Genomic DNA, 17,178 nt, shown 5'->3' with positions numbered 1-17,178 from the left:
AGTGATCCGGGCAGCAAAGCACCCGGAATGTGGAACCTGACTAGTCTACGTGTCGCCCGGGCGTGTCGCAAACTCGGGCGTGTCGGAGCGGCGTGTCGAGGAGAACGACAGAACCCCCGGGCTTCAGCCCGGGGGTTCTGTCGTTGAGCGTGGTGTGTCAGGCGCCCTGGCGCTGACGACGCACGGCGAACACGGTGACCGCGAGGCCACCGAGCAGCAGCACGCCGCCGCCGATCCAGACGCCCATCAGCGAACCGCTGTCGACACCGGTCGCGGGAAGACCCGTGCCCGAGCCGGTGCCGCCGCTTCCGGTGCCTACCGCGAAGCTGGTCGTCTCGGTGACCGTGACGCCGTTCTTCTGACCGGTGACCGCCACGTCGTACGTGCCGGTGGCGTTCGAGGGCAGCTTGACGTTGAAGGACGCGTTGCCCGCTGCATTAGTCGTCGTACTGAACGTCGGCGACGAGCTGATGGCCAGCTTGACCGAGGCCTGAGTGATGCCCGCGCCGTTCTCGCCGGTGACGACGAAGCTGATCGGGGTGTTGCCGTCGAAGGCGGTGGCGACGAGCGTCACCGTGCCGCCGGGAACAGGAGCGCCCGAGGTGGTCGCCTCGGGGTCGCCGGGTGTGGGGACATAAGCCTGCGCTGCCGCGGGAGCGGCAACGAGGGCGGCAGCGGTCAGGATGACCGCTGCGATCTTGGTGCGAAGGCTCTTCATTTTCAACTCCGTGGGGGTGTGAGGCGCAGCCTCAATGGGTACCAGGATGGTCCGGGAGTTGGACTGAGGGACGAATCGCCCAGCCTACCCCCGCAGGCCACGCTAGCTCTTCTCCCAGCGCACTCACAAGTCGGGGGCATGGTAAGGGTCGTTTCTTTACGTCTCCGTAACCTCACCGATCCACAGGATCAGTGGGCGGTCTTGCCCGGGGCGAGTACCGCCCGCACGGTGCGGAACAAGATGATGACGTCTTGGGTGAACGACCAGTTCTCGACGTAGTACAGGTCGAGGCGGATCGCGTCCTCCCACGAGAGCGATGAGCGGCCGCTCACCTGCCACAGGCCGCTCATACCGGGCTTGACCAGAAGTCGACGGTGCGCAGCCTCGTCGTAGAGCGCCACCTCGGCGTGACGCTGGGGGCGCGGACCCACCAGGCTCATGTCGCCCGCGAAGACGTTGAACAGTTGGGGCAGTTCGTCGATGGAGTGCTTGCGGATGAAGCGCCCGACGCGGGTGATCCGCGGATCGTTGACCACCTTGAACAGCGGCTCATCCGTCGTCCCCTGCAGATCGAGCAGCGAGGCGAGCTGGTCGTCCGCGTTCGCGACCATGGAGCGGAACTTGATCATCCCGAAGGGCTGCCCCAACCGGCCGATGCGCTCCTGGCGGTAGATGAGTGGCCCGCGGCTCTCTGCCTTCACGGCGATCGCCACGACGAGCATGAGGGGTGACGCGGCCACGATGAGCACTCCCGAACCGACGATGTCGAATGCCCGCTTGAGGAAGCGCTTGGCGCCGTCCAGTTTCGGGAAGGAGACATGCACGAGGGGCAGCCCCGCGACAGGACGCGCGTGGATGCGGGGACCTGCGACGTCGGTCAGAGCCGGAGCGACCACCCAGTCGACGTCGCGCTCCGCCATGGCCCACCCCAGCCGGCGCATCGTCTTGGGGTCCAGGTCATCCGACCCCGCAGCGATGACGGTGTCAGCACGAACAGAGTCCACCACGGCTTCCGTGTCGTCGAAGGTCCCCAGAACCGGGACGGGTCCGATGCGCGGGCCGAGACCCGCGTCGGTCACCGCACCGACAATGGCGATCCCGGTGCCTTCGGTCGTGTGGATCATGCGGACGACGTGCGCGACCTTGGCCGGAGATCCGATGACCACGGCGCGGTGAACGTATCGAGTGTGGCGCTGCTGCCGTCGCAGCCACTGGCGCCATACCCAGCGCGAGAGAATCAGAAGCGCCGCCCCCACGGGCAGCGCGAACAGGAAGAGCGAACGCGCCAGGTCGATGCGGAGGAAGAAGCAGGCCGCGAGGATGAGTCCGAACGCGAAGAGGGATGCGCGGATGATCCGCTGGTACTCGGTGAAGCCGTGCCCGACGATGTGCCGATCGCGGGAGTCGACGGCATCGAGGGTGAGGAGCCAGATGACGCCGACGACCACGACGACCACCCAATAGGGAACGGTCGGGCCTCCGGGCCAGTCGAGGTTGTCAGCCGCCTCGGGCAGCCAGAGCGCGTAGGCGCTCAGAGTCGCCACCACGACGGCGAAGTCGCTGAACAGCAGCCTGCCTGCGTAGCGGCGAGGCCATTTCAGCGAACGGGAAGGAGCGTCAGCCACCACCCCTGCGGCCTCCTGCTGTTCCACCTCGTGCAACGCAAACTCTTGCCGAGCCTCGAGCGTCATTCACGTTCCCCCCATCGGACAGCGGGCCACCAGCACCGGTATCCAACCCGGCTCCCCAAGAGCCGTTCCGCCCACGTTATCAGCCGGACGCAGTCATCTCGGCACACGAGCTGGCGATGGTCACGTCCGTCGGGTTGACCCCGGGTGTGTAGCGGAGTGAGATCGGGCTAGCGCCGGGAGGGAGCGTGAAGTCGAAAGAAACGACCCGCGTCTCGCCCGCAGGAAGGATGATCGTTCGGCTCTCAGCCGGGTGTCCTTCTTCGGTCGTCGCTCGGTCCCAATCCTGCACATCGCCGCGCATCGGCTCTGTGGCCGATATCTCCGCCCCCGGAGGCGCGAAGAACAGCACATTGAGAATCATGCTGGTCAGGGGAATACCCCAAGCGGCGTTTCGCTGACCGAGCGTGTACGGGCTGAGACCGCCCGTAGGCGCTGAACTCGACAACGTCATGGATGTGTGGATCGTCCCGGAGGCCGGGTCGCAGTCCACCGAGACGGACTTCTGGAGGTAGTACTCGAGCTTTCCGTACGACGCATCGTTGACGAAGATGCCGACCTGCGTGGTCTTCGAGTTGTCGGCGGTGAGCGTTCCATCGAGGCCCAGTTCGGTCGCGAGCGCCTGATCGGTGTCGCGCGGGAACCACATGTAGACGCGCTGATCCTCGGCCGCCTGCGTCAGTGCCCCGAACATCGCCACCGGGTCCCAGCCGCCGGACACGACGCGCTGGAAGACCCGGGAGGCGACGTCTGCGAAGTAGGCATCCGCTGCCATTCCGTCATTTCCGAAACGTTCATACGTATCGCTGAGGAGGACCTTCACCGCGTTGGCCGAAGACAGCTCCTCCCCCGTCTCCAAGCTGATCGGCCCGGTCACTTGCAGCATGTAGGCGAGCACGACGGGATCGATCGAGATCACGCCGTCCACGTCCAGATTCATCGTTCGCGACCAGAGCGTCTGGAAGAGTCTCGCGGTCGTCGGGAAGTTGGGCGTGTAGTTGTAGTTCTGCGGAGCCCGGTTGAACTCCGACGAATAGAGCGCCAGGTTCTCCTCCGGGAGCTCGAGATAGACGCGTTCAGAGACCTGCATGATGTCGAAGGTCGTCGCGCTCGCTTGCTGAGTCATCTCGAGCCGTCCGCCCTCGACATGCAGGACGAAACTCGCCGCGGGGTTGCCGCCCGTCGCACGCGCTTCGGCGTTGTTCTGGAAGAGGATCAGGTAGTCGCGGGGGCTTGATTGACCCGCCATTTCGAGGACGGTCGGCAGATACTTGTCTGCCAACTCGAGAGCGGGTCCCGCATGGTCGATAGCGGAAGTGAGCTGTTCCAGTGCATCCGCAACAGGGCCGGCCACTCGATCGACACGCACGTCAGCCATCATCGATTTCGCCTCTGCGAGCGCTGCGGAAATCTCCGGCAATGCCCGTTGAGCGGCCTGGAACGGCGCCAGATTCACGCCACCATCGGCCAGCGTCAACGAACCGGCATCCGTGGCCGCAAGAATGTCGAGCGCGGGAGGGAGTCCCCGCTCGACGAGAACGCGTGTGGCGTCTGCCGCTGCTGACACCGCGCGGACGTTGTCACCGACCCCGGGCACAGCCGCAGCCATACGCCAAAGCGGGCCGTTCGCTGTGTCGGAGGCGCGAACCGTCTGCGAGAGGACGGTCTGCGCGGCGGTCTCGACCGCCGAACTGTCGCCGGAGCGCGCCAGTTCGACGAGATGAGCGACTTCTTCTTTCGCACCCAGCAGGTCGTCACGCACCTGCATCGCTTGGACCGCCATGATTCCCACTACGGCTGTCCCAGCGAGTCCGAGCGAGACGAGTCCGCCGGTCACCCACGGCCATGCACGTCGGCGGGGAGCTTCCGATGATCGCTGACGATACGCTCGGCGCGTCGTCGGCAGAGAAGGACCACCACGGGAATGTTCCACTTGCGATACCGCTGCCCTTCAGATCAGACGGCGCCTCCACGGGCGGCCCACACCAGTCAATCCTCTATTGGTACAGCACCGCGCCCGGCAGTTCACCGCGAACGGCCACCACGGTGAGACGTACGAGCGGTTCCCGGTGGCTGATGTCCTGTCCTCTCAGACTATGCTCGGGTGCACGCGGATGTACCCGAGCACCTTCGCGGGCGCCCGAGCAGTGACTACGTGCACGTGGAACTCGGGCGGCACGGACGGATGAGGGGTCGTTTGCGACGCCAACCAGGGGGATCCGTGGTCGAGGCGGACGTGTCCGCCCTTCCTTGCGCACCGTCGGTGCACAGGACCAACTCGCCAGTTGGACCGGACTGCAGAATTCAGGGGGATCGCTAGCTCATGCCCGAAGAGCTTGATGGACATCCGCAGGCGAACGTCATCACCGTGCTTCACAACTCGGCGCCGACGTTGACGGACTACTTTGCTGGGCTGGAAGCACAGCGCGACCACATCGCACAGGTGGTCCTCGTGGACAACGGCAGCACGGATGGCACCGCAGAGATCGCTCGTCGCCACGCCGAGACCTCTGGCCTAGCGGTGACGGTCGTCTCGAACGACAACGCGGGATTCGCCGGCGGATACGCTGCCGGGGGCCCACTGGTGGCAGATCAGGACCTGCCGACGCTCTGCTTGAACCCTGACGTGAGACTCGGTGCCTCGGTGCTGCGGATCTGCCTCGACGCCCTGGCTGGTGATCATTCTGTCGCTATCGTCACGGCGCCCCTACAGCTTCCGGACGGGAGCATGGACCCCGCTAGCGTTCGTCGACACCCCTCGTTGGCGGGAGCGGCGGTGTACGCGGCTCTGGGCAAACTGACTCCCGGACGACTGAAATACAACCGCGTCGCCCCGGCAGAGACTCCGGGCGTGCACCCGTATGTCATCGAGGCGACAACTGGAGCCCTCATGCTCGTTTCGCCTCGCTTCCGCCGCGCACGTGATGGCATTTTCGACACGGACTACTGGATGTACGGCGAGGACCTGCAGCTCTGTATCGACGCACACAGCGAGGGGATGACCGTGTTGATGGTCGACGCGCCACCGTCGCTGCACGTCAAAGGCGTCTCGAGCGGACTGCCCCGCAAGCCGCGTTCGAACGTCGAGTTCCACAGGGCCATGTACCTGTACTTCGTCAAGAACATGCACCCGTCCGTGGCTATGCGAGTCTTCGTGCGCGTTGCGGTCACGGGTCGGCTGCTCGTCTCCCTGGCACTGTCCGCGGCCACACGAGGTGTGCGCGAGCTCCGGAAGAATCGAGGTCTTCGCGCATGAATTCAGCTCCGTGGCTGTCCATCATCACCGCGACCTACAACGCAGCAGACACCGTCGCGCAGTTGCGTGACAGCATCGCAGCGCAGTCGTTCCGTTCATTCGAGTGGCTCGTACAGGATGGCGGTTCATCGGACGAGACGCTGCAACTCCTCGAGGAGGATCGAGAGACGACAAATCTGCGGGTCGAGTCCGAGCCGGACAAAGGAATCTATGACGCCTTCAACAAGGCGATCCAACGCGCAACCGGCCAGTACGTCCTCTTCCTGGGCGCAGACGATCTACTCAACGACGATCTCGTGCTGAGCGACCTGCACGAAGCTGTCGCGCAGAGCGACCGCACCCCCGGTCTTGTGCTGGGGACAGCGGTCTACCCGTCCGGCGAGTCGATGACGTCGCGACTCGGGTGGAAGACCAGAATTCTCAACACGGTCCACCATCAGGCCGTTCTCTACCGGCGCGACCTCTTCCGGGACTTCTCGTACGACATAAGCAACAGGATCATCGCGGATTACGAACTGAACCTGATCGCACACCTCACCTCCCTGTCCACATTGCAGACCACTCGGGTGATCGCGAAGTGCGGCGACGACGGTATCAGCCGGACGACGAACGAGTATCAGCTCTATCGCGATATGCACATTCTGCGCACGCGCCACATCAGTCGCTTGAGTTCTCGCATGTACTGGGCCATCGGCATCGCAAACGTGACCCGTCGGGCCATCGGTCGGCGCAATGATTGAGGACATCTACCTCAGTCCCGCCTACTGGCTGAGCTTGGTTCTGCTGGTGGGTGTGACGGCCGCCCTCACTCGCAGCCGCCCGCTCAGCTTCGCTTTCGTGCTGTTGGTGTTCGCATCGCAGTACGTCTGTCATGCATTCATGGCCTTCGGCGCCGCGTCCGAGATCACCTGGTTCTCGATAGGATTCCTGGCGCTCCTCGTTCCCGCTCTTGCTCCAGATCTGCTGCTACATCCCATCCGCTGGCTGCGCGGCGGACCGAGCGCGATCGACAGGCGTTGGGTACCGGGGCCGAAGGTCTCAGCATTCGCTCAATCGCAAGCCGGAACCTGGATCATCATCTCGAAGGTCTATCTTCTCCTCTTCGGCATCATCCGGCTCACGACGTATCCGTGGCTGGGCGGCGAACTCGACCTCGTAGCCCGTCTCGATGCATCCACAGACAACCGGGTCGGGTTCATCCTGGGCCTGGCGATTCTTCCGCCCATCGCTGCCGTCGCGACTCAATGGCTCAGACGGGGCTATCGACTCGGCATTCTGGACTACCTCGTCATTGTTCTGGCGGGCGGGGCCATCGTCGTGGCAGGCTCGAAGGCCACGCTCCTTCCCGCGTTGTTGGCGGTGGTAGGAGCGGCCTATCTGACCCCGCGCCCATTGAGACGCCCCCTCTTCTTCGGCGCTCTGGCCATCGCGGGTTCGCTGATCGTGCTCGCCGGATACTGGGTATCGGTCGCCGCCGATGGGCTTCTCGGTGCGCTGACGAACGTCGCGTATCGTGTCGCGGCGAACACCGACAGCCTCGAGTACCTGCTCGCGCTGGGGGTACGTCCGCAGGACTTCCCGTTCGCGGGACCGGGCGCCGTCGTTCCCACCCTGCTGAAGGCATTCGGGGGTCGATACGACTACTCTCCCGGTGTCTGGCTCCACGGAGAGCGCTTCGGGCAGTGGCAGGGGTTTGGACCCAACCCGGGCCCGTTGTTGGACTACTTCGGCAACCTGGGATGGTGGGGCCTACTCTTCGCCGTGCTCATCGGCGCGCTCTGCTTCCTGGCCGTGCGCGTGGGCGGCGCGCTGGGCAGCAGCTTCGCCGCGACCTGCTACTTCGCGCTGGTAGATGTCACTCTGTTCGAGGCCGCATTCGGCGTCTGGTTCGCAGTTCTCGCGGTCGTGGTCGGATTCCGTCTCGTCTCTCGACGTAGCGTCGTAGTGGAACGCGCCATGACGAACGCTCGCTCGACGTGGGACAGAGTCCCGGTCTGGATCCGCGGCGGATACCGCCAAGCGGTCTGAGCAGGTCAGGAATGCTGCGCAGGTTCTCTGTATCGGTCGGCAGCCGCTTGATCAGCGCTGTCGCGCAGGCGGTGTTCCTCTTCGTTCTCGCACGCGCTCTCGGTCCCACCAACATGGGCCTCTTCAGCATTGCGCTCGGTACATGCGCGTTCATACTGGGCTTGCTCGACTGGGGCATGACGACGCGAGCACTTCGACTGGCACACGATCCCGATGCTCCGGCGTACTTGGGTCTCACCTTCATCGTCCGAGTCTCGGCGTCGATCGTCGTCCCGATGGGTGCGGCGGTCGCCGCCGCAGCAACGCAACCGGATATCTCAACCGGCTGGGTCCTTCTTGCTGGGGCATTGTTCGCACTGGGTGAATCGAGCGGGGAACTGGCCAATGCGCTGTGGCAAGGACGATTGTCGGCCGGGAGGGCGGCAGGTTGGACGATCGGTCGCCGCCTGACCGCCCTGGCGCCCCTCGTGTTCGGCATCGCGCCGATCACCGCTCTCCTCGGTGCTTCACTGAGCGGCCTGATCGGCAGCATCACTCTCGCCGTCGCGATTAAGCGGCACCGCTCGACCCCGATGCGCACGCGCGAGTTCCTGCGCCGGAACGCACCGCTGGCGGTGACTGCTCTGGGCCCACAGATCAGTCAACTCGACGGATCCGTCGTCGGGCTGACGGCTGGTGCGGCTTCGGCCGGGCTCTACAGCGTCGCCGCGCGGTTGAACGCCCCCCTCAACATCATCATCGGAACTCTGGTCCAGGTCTTTGTTCCCGTACTCGTTCGCCAGGAGTCGCACCAGGCGCGGCTGAGGCTGTTCGTTCGGACCCGGTGGATCGTCCTCGCCCTCGCCAGTGTCGTGGCCGCCGGCGCCATCTTCGCGCCCCAGCTCACGGTCCTGTTCTTCGGCCCTGCGTATGCAGAGGCCTCGCCCATCGTCGCGGGCGTCTTCATCGGTTCCGCTTTGTCAGGGGTGTCCCAGTTCCATCTCGCCTGGTTCTACGGGACGGAGATGCCGCGGCGGGTTCCCCAGCTGATGATCGGATGGTCGGTGATATCCCTGCTCCTTGTGGCTGGCGTGGGTGTCGTCTTCGGCACCGCTGAGCTCGGGGCAGCCTACGTCGCTTCTCAGGCGATCCTCTCACTCGGTCTCTGGATCATCTGGCGCGCGAATCGCTCCGGGTCGGAGAACCCGACCGGTACGAACGGAACGTAGCGACATCCATGCGACGGGCCGGAGTCTGAGCAGGGGACGCCTGACCCGAGTTCGATAGACCATCGATCATTCCCGCGAAGTGCGCGACTGCCGTACGCGTCGAGATCTTTCGCACGCCGTTCGCGATCATCAGCGCGACCTGCGCGACACCGAGCGTCAGCTGGGCGGTTCGGCTGTAGTCGGCCCTGAGCATGTACAGGCGGTTGCGCGCCAGCCAACGAGCCTTACGCCGCAGCCCCGACACGCCCGACAACGAGTGACCGCCCACATGAACGAGTCCGAGATGAAGCTCGTCTGTCACGACGCCGTCCGTCCACATCCGCAACGCAAGGTCGGCATCCTCGCCCCACGCGAAGAGGTCCTCCCGAAATCCGCCGTATGCCAAGAACTGGGCTCGGTTGAAGATTGCCGCGCCCCCGCTGGGACCGAGGCAGAGAAGACGGCTGGGTATCGGGCGGTCAGAGAAGTAGCCGATCCCGTCGAGTTCGACGCCACAGGTGTGACGGCCGTCCGTGACCAACGAGACAGCAGTCGGGTTCTGCCCGCGCTTCGCTTCGGCATGCTGCACGATCGCATCGAGATGCTCGCCGTCTACGTGGACATCAGCGTTGACCAAGAACACCCAGTCGCTGCGCGACAGCGCGATGCACTCGTTCGCGGAAGCCGCGAAGCCGGGGTTGTCAGGGCGCGCGACGTAGGTCACATCGCACCCCGTCGCCTCCGCGAGAGCGGTCACAACGCTGCGTGGCTCGCTCGTGGCGGAGTTGTCGACCACGACAGCGGGAACGCCACGATCTGCCAACGCGGCGAACAGTTGAGGCAGTGTCCGCGTCAGAACATCGACCCCCTCGTACAGCACTGTGGCCACGGTGAGTGCCTGCCGCTCATCATCAACCTTCACGTTTGCTCTCCCTACAGCGGCCGTTCCCCGTACGCCGCTCTCCCGCCGCGCGGCGTACTCCCAGCCGAGCCTATCGGCGCCTGGACCGCCCTTCAGCGCACCCTGTGCTCCCAGAGGGCACGGGCGATGAGCTTGCGGTCGCGGGCATCGACGACGGCGCGAAGCATGATCGCGAGGATCGCGCCCAGGTAGCCTCCCGTGGTGTTCGCGACGACATCGAGCACCGAGGCGAAACGCGCGGCGAGGAAGGTGGCCTGAAAGAGCTCGATCGCGCCCGAGAACGCCGGGATCATGAGGATGACAGCCCACACCGCCTTGCGGGGAAGAGCAAGCGCGAGCAGGAACCCGAGCGGCACGAACATGGCGATGTTCGCCGTGAACTCCAGCTTGCTGTAGCCGAACCACTCGGGGATGCCGTTTCGATGCAGCACGCCCAGGAAGCGTTCGATGGCGACGTCATAGCCGGCATCCAAGGGCGTCGGCGACAGCGTGGCAGCGAGTACGACGCCGATGTAGGCGATCAGACCCGCCAGCGCGATACCGAGACGCAGTCGGCTGGGAGCGGGCTTACGCGTGGACGAGTCGCTCCGTCCCCACTGCTCCAGCAGAGCTTCTGTCTCGTGCGCAGACATCGACATGCTCATTCCCCGCCGTCCCCCGTGGCATGCGTTGAACGGCAATACTAGGGCACCGTTCCTGAAGGCGTTCTACGCCCCCGCGAGCATCGGGAGAAAGACCGCGAGCAGGAGCCCCAGGAGGACTCCTGCGTTCATCAGCGCACCGATGATCACCGTCGCCGACTGCTGGCCTTTTCCGGCGATCGCTCCGAGCACGCAGAGGATCAAGCCGATGAGCGCGATCGCGGCGCCCACGAGACCGATGAGCGGAGTGCTGAGCGCTGAGGCGGTCAGGCCCCGATACATGGCGAAGGCGATGCCCAGCGGCACGGCCACCGCGATCAGAGCATCGACGATGGCGATGATCCCGAATGCGCGCGCGAGCTTCGAGACGGGGTATCGGGATGCCACCGAACGAGCGTATCGGATGGCGAACTCCGTATATGCCGACAGGGGCCGGGCCCGAAGGCCCGACCCCTGTCGGCGAAGTCCGAAGGACTTACTTGAGGATCTTGGTCACCGTGCCGGCGCCGACGGTGCGGCCACCCTCACGGATCGCGAAGCCGAGGCCCTCTTCCATGGCGATCGGCTGGATGAGCTCGACCGACATCTCCGTGGTGTCACCGGGCATGACCATCTCGGTGCCCTCGGGCAGCGTGATGACGCCGGTCACGTCCGTGGTACGGAAGTAGAACTGCGGGCGGTAGTTCGTGAAGAACGGGTTGTGACGGCCGCCCTCCTCCTTGGACAGGATGTACGCCGTGCCCTCGAAGTTGGTGTGCGGGGTGACCGAACCGGGCTTGACGACGACCTGGCCGCGCTCGACGTCGTCACGCTTGGTGCCGCGAAGGAGCAGACCACAGTTCTCGCCGGCCCACGCCTCGTCGAGCTGCTTGTGGAACATCTCGATACCGGTGACGATCGTCTTCTGCGTCGGGCGGATGCCGACGATCTCGACCTCGGAGTTGATCGCCAGCGTGCCACGCTCGGCGCGGCCCGTGACGACGGTGCCACGACCGGTGATCGTGAAGACGTCCTCGATGGGCATCAGGAACGGCTTGTCCTTGTCGCGCACCGGGTCCGGGATGGACTCGTCGACGGCCTCCATGAGCTCGACGATCGAGTTGACCCACTTCTCGTCGCCCTCGAGAGCCTTCAGGCCCGAGACGCGGACGACGGGGGCGTTGTCGCCATCGAAGTCCTGCGACGACAGCAGCTCGCGGACCTCGAGCTCGACGAGCTCCAGGATCTCCTCGTCGTCGACCATGTCGCTCTTGTTCAGGGCGACGAGCAGGTACGGCACGCCGACCTGCTTGGCCAGCAGCACGTGCTCGCGGGTCTGAGCCATCGGGCCGTCGGTGGCGGCGACCACGAGGATCGCGCCGTCCATCTGAGCGGCACCGGTGATCATGTTCTTGATGTAGTCAGCGTGACCGGGAGCGTCGACGTGAGCGTAGTGACGCTTGGGCGTCTCGTACTCGACGTGCGAGATGTTGATCGTGATGCCGCGCTGGCGCTCTTCGGGAGCGGAGTCGATCGACGCGAAGTCGCGCTGCACGTTGGTGGCCGACGGGAACTTGTCGGCGAGCACCTTCGAGATCGCGGCGGTGAGCGTGGTCTTGCCGTGGTCGACGTGACCGATCGTTCCGATGTTCACGTGCGGCTTGGTCCGCTCGAACTTGGCCTTAGCCACTGGGTCCTCCTCAGGACGTCGTGTAGAGACTCCGGTCGCTGGGTTGCGACCGGCTCGCTACGGGGATTGTTCTCAGTGTAATAGAGAGGGGTCGTGTGAAGTTGTGAGCCAGAAGTGCGGACGGGACGAAACCGCCCCGTCCGCAGACGAGACCTCCGAGGAGATTACTCGCCCTTCGTCTTCTGAACGATCTCGTCCATGACATTGCGCGGGACCTCGGCGTAGCTGTCGAACTCCATGGAGTAGACAGCGCGACCGGAGGTCTTCGAACGCAGGTCACCGATGTAACCGAACATCTCGGACAGCGGGACATTGGCACGGACGACCTTGACGCCGGCCGCATCCTCCATCGACTGGATCTGGCCGCGACGGGAGTTCAGGTCGCCGATGACGTCACCCATGTACTCCTCGGGAGTACGCACCTCGACGGCCATGATCGGCTCGAGGATGACGGGGTTCGCCTTGCGGACGGCCTCCTTGAAGCCCATGGAACCCGCGATCTTGAACGCCATCTCCGAGGAGTCGACGTCGTGCGAGGCACCATCGAGCAGGATCGCCTTCACGCCCACCATGGGGAAGCCGGCGAGCACGCCGACGTTCATGGCGTCCTGGAAGCCCTGATCGGTCGGGCTGATGTACTCGCGCGGGATACGGCCACCCGTGACCTTGTTCTCGAACTCGTACGTCTTGTCCGCCGTGACCTCGAGGGGCTCCAGCGCGAACTGGATCTTGGCGAACTGACCCGAACCACCGGTCTGCTTCTTGTGCGTGTAGTCGTGACGCTCGACGGTCTTGCGGATCGTCTCGCGGTACGCGACCTGGGGCTTGCCGACATTGGCCTCGACCTTGAACTCGCGCTTCATGCGGTCGACGAGGATGTCGAGGTGGAGCTCGCCCATGCCCTTGATGACCGTCTGACCGGTCTCGGCGTTCTGCTCGACGCGGAACGTCGGGTCCTCTTCAGCGAGCTTCTGGATCGCGAGACCCAGCTTCTCCTGGTCGGCCTTGGTCTTGGGCTCGATGGCGACCTCGATGACCGGCTCCGGGAACGTCATCGACTCGAGGACGACCTGGTTGGTGCTGTCGGAGAGGGTGTCACCGGTGGTGGTGTCCTTCAGACCGATGACGGCGTAGATGTGACCGGCGGTCACCGAGTCGACCGGCATCTCCTTGTTGGCGTGCATCTGGAAGATCTTTCCGATGCGCTCCTTCTTGCCCTTGGTCGCGTTCACGACCTGGGCACCGGAGTCGAGGTGACCCGAGTACACGCGGATGTAGGTCAGACGACCGAAGAAGGGATGCGTGACGATCTTGAACGCGAGCGCCGCGAACGGCTCGTCGCGGTCGGCGTGACGCTCGATGACGATCTCTTCGTCCTTGGGGTCGTGCGCCTCGATGGCGGGCACGTCCAGGGGCGAGGGGAGGTAGTCGACGACGGCGTCCAGCATCGGCTGCACGCCGCGGTTCTTGAACGCCGAGCCACACAGGACCGGGTAGACCTCGGAGTTGATCGTGAGCTTGCGGATCGCGCCCTTGATCTCGGCCAGCGAGAGCTCCTCACCGCCGAAATACTTCTCGAGCAGCGACTCGTCGCTCTCGGCGACCGTCTCGAGCAGCTTCTCGCGGTACTCAGCAGCGCGGTCCGCGAGGTCGGCCGGGATCTCCTGGATCTCGTACTTCGCACCCATCGTGACGTCACCCTTGGCATCGCCGGGCCACACCAGAGCGCGCATCTCGACGAGGTCGATGACACCGACGAAGTCGTTCTCGGCACCGATGGGCAGCTGCAGCACGAGCGGCTTGGCCTTCAGGCGGTTCACGATCGTGTCGACGGTGAAGTAGAAGTCGGCGCCCAGCTTGTCCATCTTGTTGACGAAGCAGATGCGCGGCACGTCGTACTTGTCGGCCTGACGCCACACCGTCTCGGACTGGGGCTCGACGCCCTCCTTGCCGTCGAAGACGGCGACGGCGCCGTCGAGCACGCGAAGCGAGCGCTCGACCTCGACCGTGAAGTCGACGTGGCCGGGGGTATCGATGATGTTGATCTGGTTCTTGTTCCAGAAGCAGGTCACAGCGGCGGAGGTGATCGTGATGCCACGCTCCTGCTCCTGCTCCATCCAGTCGGTCGTCGCAGCGCCGTCGTGCGTCTCACCGATCTTGTGGTTGACGCCCGTGTAGAAGAGGATGCGCTCGGTCGTCGTCGTCTTGCCGGCATCGATGTGCGCCATGATGCCGATGTTGCGGACCTTGTTGAGGTCGGTGAGCACTTCTTGTGCCACGGGGATGTCCTTACGTGTTGTCGGGTGCGCCGGCCGGGGCGGTGGCCCCGGCCGGCGCCGAGCTGCTGATTACCAGCGGTAGTGCGCGAAGGCGCGGTTCGACTCGGCCATCTTGTGGGTGTCTTCGCGGCGCTTGACCGCGGCACCGAGGCCGTTCGAGGCGTCGAGGATCTCGTTCTGCAGACGCTCGGTCATCGTCTTCTCACGACGACCCTTCGCGTAGCTGACGAGCCAGCGCAGCGCCAGGGTGTTGGCGCGGTGCGGCTTGACCTCGACCGGCACCTGGTAGGTCGAGCCACCGACGCGGCGGCTCTTGACCTCGAGGGTGGGACGGACGTTGTCGAGCGCCTTCTTCAGCGTCGCGACCGCATCCTGGCCGTTCTTGGCCTCGACGCCGCGGAGCGCCGTGTAGACGATCGACTCGGCGAGCGACTTCTTGCCGTCGACGAGGATCTTGTTGACGAGCTGGCTGACGATCGGTGCGCCGTAGACCGGGTCGTTGACGACCGGACGCTTCGGGGCGGGACCCTTACGAGGCATCTAACTCAACCCTTCTTCGCGCCGTAGCGGCTACGGGCCTGCTTGCGGTTCTTGACGGCCTGGGTGTCCAGGGCGCCACGAACGATCTTGTAACGCACACCGGGGAGGTCCTTCACACGACCGCCGCGCACCAGCACGAGCGAGTGCTCCTGCAGGTTGTGGCCCTCGCCGGGGATGTAGGCGGTGACCTCGGTGCCGTTGCGGAGCTTCACACGAGCGACCTTGCGCATCGCCGAGTTCGGCTTCTTCGGGGTGGTGGTGTACACGCGGGTGCAGACACCGGCCTGCTGCGGGTTCGACTTCAGCGCGGGAGCCTTGGTCTTGGTGACCTTCGGCGTGCGCCCCTTGCGAACCAACTGCTGAATAGTTGGCACGTTCTCTCCTTGTCAGTGCTGCACGGTGACAGCGTCGTGGTCTCCCCCGCTCCGACGGATTCTTGCGATTCGTGTCGGAGAGGGCTCACGCGGACCCACCGGGGCTGCAGAATGACTGACGCCCGTTTCGTTGGTGGATATGCCGTGGGGGTGGCCTGTTCGCAGGCCGTTCCCTGAGATGGTGTGCTCCCGTTCACCCTGTTCGTGCCGGGCACGACGCAGGGCGCGCGCGAGCGCACACCCGCTCAATGATACGCGCCGAATCGGGATGCGGTCAAACGACTGCGATCATGCGTCCGCGCGCACGATGCGCAGCTCCGCATCGCCCAGGAGGAAACGCTCCGCCACCTCGTGCTCGGTGCCCGGCGCGACGTCGATCTCCTCCTGTGCGGCGAACACGACGACGCCGTTCGTGGAGTCCAGATCGCTCACCATCCAGGCATCCGCACGACGACGGAGCAGCGCGTGCGTCTTGGAGACCGTGCGCGTGTCGTCGACGACGGTCACCAGCTGCGCGCCGGGTGCGGCGTGGACGGGGACGGGTCGACGCCCCAGCACGACGGCATCGCCGGTGAGCTCCATGGGCGATCCGTCGGGCAGCAGCAGCGCCCACTTGGGCCGACGACGCGAGGCGATGACGGTGTCCTCGACGATGTCGCCGACGCCGGGCCGCGACGCGGCGACGGATGCGGCCGCCGGCCGCGGCATGCCCGCGATCGGCGCTCCGGCCACCGCCGACACCTCGCCCGAGGCTTCGGGGAACGCGTCGGGCTCGGCGACGAAGGACTCCCGCAGCACGGGAGGCGCCGCGGGCGGCACGAACGAGTCGGATGGCGCCGATTCCGCCGCGGACGCCTCCGGCTCCACCCACGCCGGCGTCGCGGCCGCGGGTGCGGCCTCCTCCTCGACGATGGCCGGCTGCCACCAGGACATCACCGGAGCGGGCTCGGACGAGGCCGGCGCGACGTAGGGATCGTCGACAGGAGCCGCGGGCGCGTCGGCGACAGGCGGCGCGTAGGGATCGGCGGCGGGCGTCGGGAACGCGTCGTAGGCAGGGGCTGCCGGCGCCGACGGAACGTAGGGGTCTGCGACGGGCGCGGGGACTGCAGGTGCGGCGTAGGCGCCCGGCGCGGGCGCCGCGTAGGGATCGACCGCAGGCGCATCAGCGGGTGCGGCGTACGGGTCCGCGGGAGCCGCGGCGTAGGGCTCAGCCGGCGCGTAGGGATCAGCGGCGGGTGCCGACGGCGCGGGCGGCAGAGGCGGCTCGCCCCATGCACCGGCGATGGGCATGGCCGCGGTGGCGGGGGCCGCTGCCGGGGCACCGGGCGCAGGCGGCGCCGGGGGGATCCATGCCGAGGGCGCCGGCACGTCGCGGCGGGCGCCGAACTCGTCGGCGGCCGGGGCGTACTGCGGCGCGAATCCGAGAAGGTCCTCGACTCCGCCTGCCGCCTGGCGCGGAGCACCCTGCTCGATCGGCCTGGCGGAACCGAAGCCCAGAACGCTCGCCCAGACAGGGAACAGCAAGGCGGCCAGCACCGTCATGCCCACGCCCTGTCCGAACATGACGTTCACGCGATGCGCGGCGGTGATGTAGGCGACGTAGACGAAGATCTGCCCGAAGAACGGGATGAGGTAGAGCAGGAGGAGCCAGGGGCTCAGACCGCCGATGATGAACAGGACCGCGACGTTGTAGACCGGGATCCACGCCTTCCAGCCCTCGATGCCGAGCTTCGCGTACACCCGTGACAGCGCGAGCGCCCCCCAGACGTAGACCAGGAGCGACGGCACGAGCGACACGAGCACGAGGAGCACGACGGTTCCTGCGTCGGGGACCAACGGCGAGGAGTAAGCGGCGACGAGTGCGTTGAGCATGGAT

The 17,178-nt window shown here is 65.7% G+C and carries 15 protein-coding genes; 4 read left to right on the top strand and 11 right to left on the bottom strand.

Annotation, left to right across the window (positions count from 1 at the left end; translation table 11 throughout):
• Positions 1-157: 157 nt before the first annotated feature.
• The 3 genes from LXM64_RS02560 to LXM64_RS02550 form a co-directional block, all read right to left on the bottom strand.
• Complete coding sequence (locus LXM64_RS02560) at positions 158-718, bottom strand: LPXTG cell wall anchor domain-containing protein (protein WP_234074507.1); 561 nt, start codon at positions 716-718, stop codon at positions 158-160.
• A gap of 188 nt (positions 719-906) precedes the next feature.
• Complete coding sequence (locus LXM64_RS02555) at positions 907-2,370, bottom strand: sugar transferase (RefSeq protein ID WP_234075517.1); 1,464 nt, start codon at positions 2,368-2,370, stop codon at positions 907-909.
• 118 nt (positions 2,371-2,488) lie between these two features.
• Positions 2,489-4,189: a DUF4012 domain-containing protein gene (locus LXM64_RS02550; protein WP_234074506.1), complete on the bottom strand. Its 1,701-nt coding sequence runs from the start codon at positions 4,187-4,189 to the stop codon at positions 2,489-2,491.
• Between the two features lie 540 nt (positions 4,190-4,729).
• Here LXM64_RS02550 and LXM64_RS02545 point away from each other — a divergent pair.
• Genes LXM64_RS02545 through LXM64_RS02530 form a run of 4 tightly spaced genes read left to right on the top strand, consistent with a single transcriptional unit; the run spans position 4,730 to position 8,898 of the window.
• On the top strand, positions 4,730-5,662 hold the full coding sequence (locus LXM64_RS02545; protein ID WP_234074505.1) for a glycosyltransferase: 933 nt from the start codon (positions 4,730-4,732) through the stop codon (positions 5,660-5,662).
• On the top strand, positions 5,659-6,402 hold the full coding sequence (locus LXM64_RS02540) for a glycosyltransferase (RefSeq protein ID WP_234074504.1): 744 nt from the start codon (positions 5,659-5,661) through the stop codon (positions 6,400-6,402). Before LXM64_RS02545 ends, LXM64_RS02540 begins: the two co-directional genes overlap by 4 nt.
• On the top strand, positions 6,395-7,690 hold the full coding sequence (locus LXM64_RS02535; RefSeq protein ID WP_234074503.1) for a hypothetical protein: 1,296 nt from the start codon (positions 6,395-6,397) through the stop codon (positions 7,688-7,690). The genes LXM64_RS02540 and LXM64_RS02535 overlap by 8 nt, the downstream gene beginning before the upstream one ends.
• Before the next feature lie 11 nt (positions 7,691-7,701).
• Complete coding sequence (locus LXM64_RS02530; RefSeq protein ID WP_234074502.1) at positions 7,702-8,898, top strand: lipopolysaccharide biosynthesis protein; 1,197 nt, start codon at positions 7,702-7,704, stop codon at positions 8,896-8,898.
• Here LXM64_RS02530 and LXM64_RS02525 read toward each other — a convergent pair.
• The 8 genes from LXM64_RS02525 to LXM64_RS02490 all read right to left on the bottom strand — a co-directional run bounded on the left by LXM64_RS02525 (position 8,840) and on the right by LXM64_RS02490 (position 17,174).
• Positions 8,840-9,757, bottom strand: a complete 918-nt coding sequence (locus tag LXM64_RS02525; RefSeq protein ID WP_234075516.1) for a glycosyltransferase family 2 protein — start codon at positions 9,755-9,757, stop codon at positions 8,840-8,842. The two genes, LXM64_RS02530 and LXM64_RS02525, sit on opposite strands and share 59 nt — an antisense overlap.
• Positions 9,758-9,891: 134 nt before the next feature.
• Entirely contained in the window at positions 9,892-10,431 is a 540-nt protein-coding gene (locus LXM64_RS02520) for a VanZ family protein (protein ID WP_234074501.1), read from the bottom strand.
• Between the two features lie 75 nt (positions 10,432-10,506).
• Entirely contained in the window at positions 10,507-10,827 is a 321-nt protein-coding gene (locus tag LXM64_RS02515) for a hypothetical protein (protein ID WP_234074500.1), read from the bottom strand.
• A gap of 88 nt (positions 10,828-10,915) precedes the next feature.
• On the bottom strand, positions 10,916-12,109 hold the full coding sequence (tuf, locus tag LXM64_RS02510) for an elongation factor Tu (protein WP_137418064.1): 1,194 nt from the start codon (positions 12,107-12,109) through the stop codon (positions 10,916-10,918).
• 164 nt (positions 12,110-12,273) lie between these two features.
• The gene (gene fusA / locus LXM64_RS02505; protein WP_137418065.1) at positions 12,274-14,388 is read right to left on the bottom strand and encodes an elongation factor G; all 2,115 of its coding nucleotides are present in this window, start codon (positions 14,386-14,388) and stop codon (positions 12,274-12,276) included.
• A 69-nt stretch (positions 14,389-14,457) separates the two neighbouring features.
• Positions 14,458-14,928 carry a 30S ribosomal protein S7 gene (gene rpsG / locus LXM64_RS02500; protein WP_137418066.1) on the bottom strand — a complete coding sequence of 157 codons (471 nt, stop codon included), beginning with the start codon at positions 14,926-14,928 and terminating at the stop codon, positions 14,458-14,460.
• A gap of 5 nt (positions 14,929-14,933) precedes the next feature.
• Complete coding sequence (gene rpsL / locus LXM64_RS02495) at positions 14,934-15,302, bottom strand: 30S ribosomal protein S12 (RefSeq protein WP_036318318.1); 369 nt, start codon at positions 15,300-15,302, stop codon at positions 14,934-14,936.
• Between the two features lie 288 nt (positions 15,303-15,590).
• Entirely contained in the window at positions 15,591-17,174 is a 1,584-nt protein-coding gene (locus LXM64_RS02490) for a DUF5684 domain-containing protein (protein ID WP_234074499.1), read from the bottom strand.
• Positions 17,175-17,178: the final 4 nt, after the last annotated feature.

The organism is Microbacterium binotii (assembly GCF_021398715.1).
Lineage (GTDB): Bacteria > Actinomycetota > Actinomycetes > Actinomycetales > Microbacteriaceae > Microbacterium > Microbacterium binotii_A.
The sequence above is the reverse complement of the archived record's forward strand: the minus strand, read 5'-3'. Positions and strand labels throughout refer to the sequence as shown.

Coding starts and splice junctions, on each gene's coding strand:
- LXM64_RS02560 (WP_234074507.1), bottom strand. CDS start 718: ATGAAGAGCCTTCGCACCAAGATCGCAGCGGTCATCCTGACCGCTGCC.
- LXM64_RS02550 (WP_234074506.1), bottom strand. CDS start 4,189: ATGGCGGTCCAAGCGATGCAGGTGCGTGACGACCTGCTGGGTGCGAAA.
- LXM64_RS02545 (WP_234074505.1), top strand. CDS start 4,730: ATGCCCGAAGAGCTTGATGGACATCCGCAGGCGAACGTCATCACCGTG.
- LXM64_RS02540 (WP_234074504.1), top strand. CDS start 5,659: ATGAATTCAGCTCCGTGGCTGTCCATCATCACCGCGACCTACAACGCA.
- LXM64_RS02535 (WP_234074503.1), top strand. CDS start 6,395: ATGATTGAGGACATCTACCTCAGTCCCGCCTACTGGCTGAGCTTGGTT.
- LXM64_RS02530 (WP_234074502.1), top strand. CDS start 7,702: ATGCTGCGCAGGTTCTCTGTATCGGTCGGCAGCCGCTTGATCAGCGCT.
- LXM64_RS02520 (WP_234074501.1), bottom strand. CDS start 10,431: ATGTCTGCGCACGAGACAGAAGCTCTGCTGGAGCAGTGGGGACGGAGC.
- rpsG (WP_137418066.1), bottom strand. CDS start 14,928: ATGCCTCGTAAGGGTCCCGCCCCGAAGCGTCCGGTCGTCAACGACCCG.
- LXM64_RS02490 (WP_234074499.1), bottom strand. CDS start 17,174: ATGCTCAACGCACTCGTCGCCGCTTACTCCTCGCCGTTGGTCCCCGAC.